The 5,288-nt window shown below is 36.0% G+C and carries 5 protein-coding genes, 1 tRNA gene and 1 pseudogene; 2 read left to right on the forward strand and 5 right to left on the reverse strand.

Features of this window, described 5'->3' with window-relative positions; translation table 11 throughout:
- Nucleotides 1-485 (reverse strand): annotated as a pseudogene (locus ACR2MV_RS07980) (CPBP family intramembrane glutamate endopeptidase); the annotation flags it as partial.
- Between the two features lie 27 nt (nucleotides 486-512).
- Nucleotides 513-1,562, reverse strand: coding sequence for an o-succinylbenzoate synthase (locus ACR2MV_RS07985; protein WP_434021386.1), 1,050 nt, complete (start codon nucleotides 1,560-1,562; stop codon nucleotides 513-515).
- Nucleotides 1,563-1,753: 191 nt separating this feature from the next.
- Between ACR2MV_RS07985 and ACR2MV_RS07990 the strand changes: the two genes are divergently transcribed.
- Nucleotides 1,754-2,200 carry a hypothetical protein gene (locus ACR2MV_RS07990; protein WP_434021383.1) on the forward strand — a complete coding sequence of 149 codons (447 nt, stop codon included), beginning with the start codon at nucleotides 1,754-1,756 and terminating at the stop codon, nucleotides 2,198-2,200.
- A 5-nt stretch (nucleotides 2,201-2,205) separates the two neighbouring features.
- Here ACR2MV_RS07990 and ACR2MV_RS07995 read toward each other — a convergent pair whose 3' ends face one another.
- The gene (locus ACR2MV_RS07995) at nucleotides 2,206-4,185 is read right to left on the reverse strand and encodes a glycoside hydrolase family 97 protein (RefSeq protein WP_434021384.1); all 1,980 of its coding nucleotides are present in this window, start codon (nucleotides 4,183-4,185) and stop codon (nucleotides 2,206-2,208) included.
- 118 nt (nucleotides 4,186-4,303) lie between these two features.
- Between ACR2MV_RS07995 and ACR2MV_RS08000 the strand changes: the two genes are divergently transcribed.
- Nucleotides 4,304-4,375: transfer RNA gene (locus tag ACR2MV_RS08000), tRNA-Arg, on the forward strand.
- A 337-nt stretch (nucleotides 4,376-4,712) separates the two neighbouring features.
- Here ACR2MV_RS08000 and ACR2MV_RS08005 read toward each other — a convergent pair.
- Together ACR2MV_RS08005 and ACR2MV_RS08010 are read right to left on the reverse strand one after the other, a co-directional pair.
- Complete coding sequence (locus ACR2MV_RS08005; RefSeq protein WP_434021385.1) at nucleotides 4,713-5,051, reverse strand: hypothetical protein; 339 nt, start codon at nucleotides 5,049-5,051, stop codon at nucleotides 4,713-4,715.
- A gap of 85 nt (nucleotides 5,052-5,136) precedes the next feature.
- Nucleotides 5,137-5,271, reverse strand: a complete 135-nt coding sequence (locus ACR2MV_RS08010) for a LuxR C-terminal-related transcriptional regulator (RefSeq protein WP_434021387.1) — start codon at nucleotides 5,269-5,271, stop codon at nucleotides 5,137-5,139.
- Nucleotides 5,272-5,288: the final 17 nt, after the last annotated feature.

Raw genomic sequence — 5,288 nt, forward strand, 5'->3', positions numbered from 1 at the left:
AAACTGGTTTGCAATGGCATAAAAATCACAGAAATCAAGAGTAAAATAGCAAAAGGTTCTGGTTTGAAATTAAAAACATAATGCTCTGGTGATATGACATAATCCACCGCTATAGAAAGTATGGAAAATAAAAACCAAATGGCAAATCCATAACCGACTCTTTTCCAATCAATTTTTTCTCTTGATGTCACGAGACTGACAATAGACCTGTGATGTATTCTTTTTACAGATATTAAAAGGAAAATCAAACCAAAAACAAAGCTCAACAACATGACTAACAAGTACATGTTAGAATCGATACCTAGATCCATAAACATACTTTCTGAACTCGCCATTAATTCATCCAGATTTTCCGATTTGTTTAAAGCCACAAAAAAAATGGGAATGACTCCCACTACCTGCCATCCAAAAAAAACAGTAATTAAACTAAGTAAGTACCTCCACCAATCATTTTTTCCTTTAAAGACCTGTTCTAAATATCTCATAAACCTAAATTCTCGCTAAAAATAAAGCTAATCGTTTAAAAAAGCCTTGAAATCGCTCCATTTTTGTTGAGGGTCATAGCCTAAGCTTCCATTTTTAACAAAAAGTGGTGACCCTATATTATTGCTAAACAATCCACCTGTTCCTAGGCCTTGCAACATCTTACTTTTCAAACTATAGGTAAATTGAGCAATGGCATTCAATCCGATGTTGCTTTCCAGCGCTGAAGTAATCCACCAACCAATACCCATTGACTCGCATAGTTCGATCCATTCTCTACTACCATTAAACCCTCCAACCAAACTCGGTTTTAAAATGATATACTGAGGTTTTATTTCAGTCAATAATTGCTTTTTTTCTACATAACCAACAACGCCAATTAATTCTTCATCCAAAGCAATAGGAATTGGACTTGTTTTACACAAATCCTGCATGGATTCTAATTGGCCTGCCTTGATGGGTTGTTCTATAGAATGAATATCATACACACGCAACTCTTTGAGTTTATCCATGGCCTCTTCTGTCGAAAACGCTCCATTGGCATCTACGCGAAGCTCCAATGCAGAGGCACTAAATTGTTGTCGAATTCTTCTTAGAATTTTTAACTCCGTATCAAAGTCAATCGCACCTATCTTCATTTTCAAGGTTGTAAAACCTTCGTTTAATTTCACAGATATCTGTTCGGTCATAAAAGATTCATCTCCCATCCAGATCAGTCCATTGATGGGGATTTGATCTTTCCCAAGCGTAAAATCAGAGGGGAATAATTCAAATAAATTCGCTGACTTCAAGGACATAAGGGCTTGTTCCAAGCCAAATTGAATGGAAGGAAACTCGATCAATTCTCCCAATAGCAGATCCGTATTCTTATGAATATTATCACAAAGCCATGTCAATTTATCTTCATAGTCTGGCCTGTCATCGCAACTTAAACCGCGAAAAAGACCACATTCACCAATCCCCGTTTTTGTACCATTCCTGATCAACAAATAATAGGTTTCTTTTTGATGCAGAACACCACGGGAAGTTCCACCGGGGCGTTTAAAATCTAGATAGTATTTATAAAAGGAGGCTTCTATAGCAATGAGTTTATGAATAAGCTAAAAACAAAGATATGTTAATTTTTAATTTGAAACCGTCGACGATAAAATTCAATTTGAAACAATTTTCTTATATTTAGAACTGAATTTAATAAAGATATAAGGTTTCTGCTATGAAAAAAATCTTACTTTTTATCTTCTTTTGCTCCCTCTCAGTCCAGTCGCAAAATATGTTGTTAGACATATTACCATTGAAAGGTCAAAAAGTCGTTTATACAAAAGTGCATGAAGTTATAGATGCATCAAAGCTGCAATTAAGCGAAAATGCGCAGGCCTGGTTTCAGGAACATGAACTTCGCATTGCACACAATCAAGCCCTTGATGAAAGACATCACCAAATTGAAGGAGAATTACAATTTCAGGAATTATGGGGACCCAATGACTTCCCGGAATTGTACAAGTCTGTTTATTGCACAATAGGACTTACCTTGATTAATGAACGCTATCAATACCAGATTTCAAACTTTATTGTAAAAGAGCCTCAAAGTGAGATACAGCTGGAAATATACAAAATGGATCAAAAGAAGTTGCAAAAATACAATCCTGATTTTTACAAACGTATTGACGCCAAAATTAAGTCTATCATTGCATCCTTGGAACTCAAAATGATGGAATAGCTTCGCTACTGATCCTTATATATTTTAGCGGCCCAACCTCCACCTCCGACCATTTGAATTGGAATCATTGATGTAGAATTGACCTCCATTACTTCCCGCTTATAATCTTCTGCTTGATTATGAGCATTCTTCCCGTCTCGCATAAGTTCCATGGTATATTTTCCTTGTGCTAAAAAATCAAGATTCAATTCAAAATTTCTAGGCGTATTATCTGTCATTCCACCAATAAACCAATTATCACCCTTTCTTCTTGCTATTAAAATATAATCAGAAACAGCAGCTTCTATCACCAATGTTTCATCCCATATTGTGGGAATGCTACTGATAAAATCCACTGATTCTTGTTCTTTTTTATACCGCGTAGGAGATTCACAAAGCATTTGGAGAGGGGCTTCATAAACAACATACATTGCCAATTGATGACAACGAGTACCCAGCGCCATGGGTCTCTGAAAACTAATCGCATAATTTTTTGCATGCGCATTGGCCATGGCCCCAGGTGTAAAGTCCAATGGTCCGGCAGCCATCCTGATAAAGGGAATCGTCACATTATGTTCCGGAGTTATATCGGCGCTCCACTTATTGTTCTCATTTCCCTTCACTCCCTCGTAATTGATGACATTGGGCCAAACACGTTCAATTCCTGCGGGCTTAAAGGCACCATGATAATCTACCAACAATTTCAATTCAGCTGCTTTTTCAGCAATTGTTTCGTAAGAAGTTACCATATATTGATCACTTCTCTGCATAAAATCAACCTTGATTCCTTTGGCTCCCCAGCCACTGTATAATGCAAGTATCTCATCCATATTTTCGTCCAGCGGTTTCCACAAAACCCAAAGTATAATGCCTACATTTCTCTCTCGGCCATAATTGATAAGTTCAGCCAGGTCTATATCAGGATTGGGTTCCATAATTTCTGTTGTAGATTTTGTCCAGCCTTCATCAAGAATCACGTATTCTATACTATTTTCTGCCGCAAAATCAATATAGTATTTATACGTTTCGGTATTGATACCTGCTTCAAAATCAACACCATATATATTATTGGCATTGTACCAGTCCCAGGCAACTTGCCCCGGTTTGATCCATGAACTATTCTTTAATTTTGATTGCCCTGACAACTCAGTGACCAGATTCGATTCAACAAAAGTTTTATCATCATCACTGATCATAAATACCCTCCATGGGTAGTCCCTGCCCCCATTGACACGGGCAATATAAGTTGCCTCTTTCGCAATGATTTGATTTCTGTCCGGCGAGTCTTGCTCATTTGCTCTGGCCTCCAACACATAGTTTGGAAAATCCGCTTCCAGATTTCCGAGCTCATTTTTCTTTAGAAACATCCCAGGATAATTGTGCAGTGCGGCTTCGGTAAATAACACTTTCAATTTCTTTTGTTCAAACAGCACAGGTAAACTGCAAAAATCATTCTTTTTCAAATCACTTATCGGGACATGCAAATAGGTTCTCTCATTATGAGAATACATTGATTCCTCCTTTGGAAAATAGGTGGATGCTCCTTTTGAAAACTTCAGTTCCATCCTTTCGTTTATCACCTGTTGAGTCTTGTTGCTCAAATCAATGAATCGATAGGCTACACCATCATTATAAGCACGAAATATTAATTTATATTCTCCCCTAAACTCAATCGTTAATTCATTAAAAGCACTTTTTATCTCGGCATCCTTATAAGGGATAACAGGTCTGATGATTACCTGCTGGGGACGAGTACTTGATCTTTTCACCTTCGGCCTTATTCCTAAAGAACGATTGCCATTCATCTCCATTGAAATTTCTATCTTTTCAAACACAAGTTCGTTTTCAAAATGAATCGACCAACTAATGATATCATCAGTAGCAACTTCCATTAAAATTTTATCATCAGGAGAATGAAGACTGAGATTTTGCCCTTGGATAGTCCCATATACGGATATACATAAAACCCAACAAAAAAGGGTCTTGACAGTAGAATTATTTTTCATTTTGTAAGGATTGGAATTTAGATATAAAGATAAAAAAATCCCTGCTATACCCTTTACATTTTTCCTTTTTCCAAGTATATTTGTCGTGCTAAACAGATGCTTCTTATTTGTATTCTCAGCCCTCGTAGTTCAACGGATAGAACAAAAGTTTCCTAAACTTTAGATCTAGGTTCGATTCCTAGCGAGGGTACAACCATATGGATCTATACACTTGCATATTAGATGATTATCCATTTTTAATTACTAAAAACTCCTGACAACCCTTGACTCAATGCACTTCTAATGATTTTGACCGTTTATCTCTTCAACTTCATCATTAGCATCGTTTCCAAAAAATACTATAAGTCCACTAACGATATTCTTAACTTCTACAACATCAATGATCCAATTTACTGCCATGTCCTGACTTAAAAATGTAATAGCTTAGATTGACTATTGTTTAGTTGAAGAATGCATTCATTTTTAATGAAAAATCAACTCTTTATAAACCCATAAGAAAGCAGTAAAATCTGTAGAAATGATACGTATTATGCTCTAATTAGCTTTTCAAAATTATCTAAAATATCAAAAACTGAAACATATTGATCATACCCTTTAACCAGCGTTTCTTGAATCATTAACTCAGATTGAAAACAATGCATGCCTATCAAATTGAGATCTGGATAGACCTTCTTTAATGTCAATCTCAATGCTTCTTCCTCAAGACCTAAATCCATAAGGTTAACCAATAAAATACGAGGAGTTTGTTCCAACAAGGTTCTATCTTCAATAAGAATATGCTGATATGGCACAAATGACAAAGCATAGACAAGCGAAATTTCTTCGACCAGTTTTTGATTGATTCTATTATGAATTCCTATGAGCATTTACCATACATTTAATTGCAAAGTTATACTCATTAATCAATTAAACAGTGGGCAATACACTTAATTCACCAACTAGGCATATTACCTATAGATCGTCAAATAGTTGCCTGTCAATGGCATATAGAACCAAGCCTGCGATGTTTTTACTCCCAGTTTTATCCAATAAATTTCTCTTATGTGCGTCGACCGTTCGAACACTAATAAAAAGCTTGTCAGCAATTTCTTTATTTGAAAACT

Origin of the sequence: Lutimonas sp. (assembly GCF_051011215.1) — a bacterium.
In the GTDB taxonomy this organism is placed as follows: domain Bacteria; phylum Bacteroidota; class Bacteroidia; order Flavobacteriales; family Flavobacteriaceae; genus Lutimonas.

Excerpts from the sequence above, each read along its gene's own strand:
- ACR2MV_RS07995 (WP_434021384.1), bottom strand. The coding sequence starts at position 4,185 with ATGAAAAATAATTCTACTGTCAAGACCCTTTTTTGTTGGGTTTTATGT.
- ACR2MV_RS08005 (WP_434021385.1), bottom strand. The coding sequence starts at position 5,051 with ATGCTCATAGGAATTCATAATAGAATCAATCAAAAACTGGTCGAAGAA.
- ACR2MV_RS07990 (WP_434021383.1), top strand. The coding sequence starts at position 1,754 with ATGTTGTTAGACATATTACCATTGAAAGGTCAAAAAGTCGTTTATACA.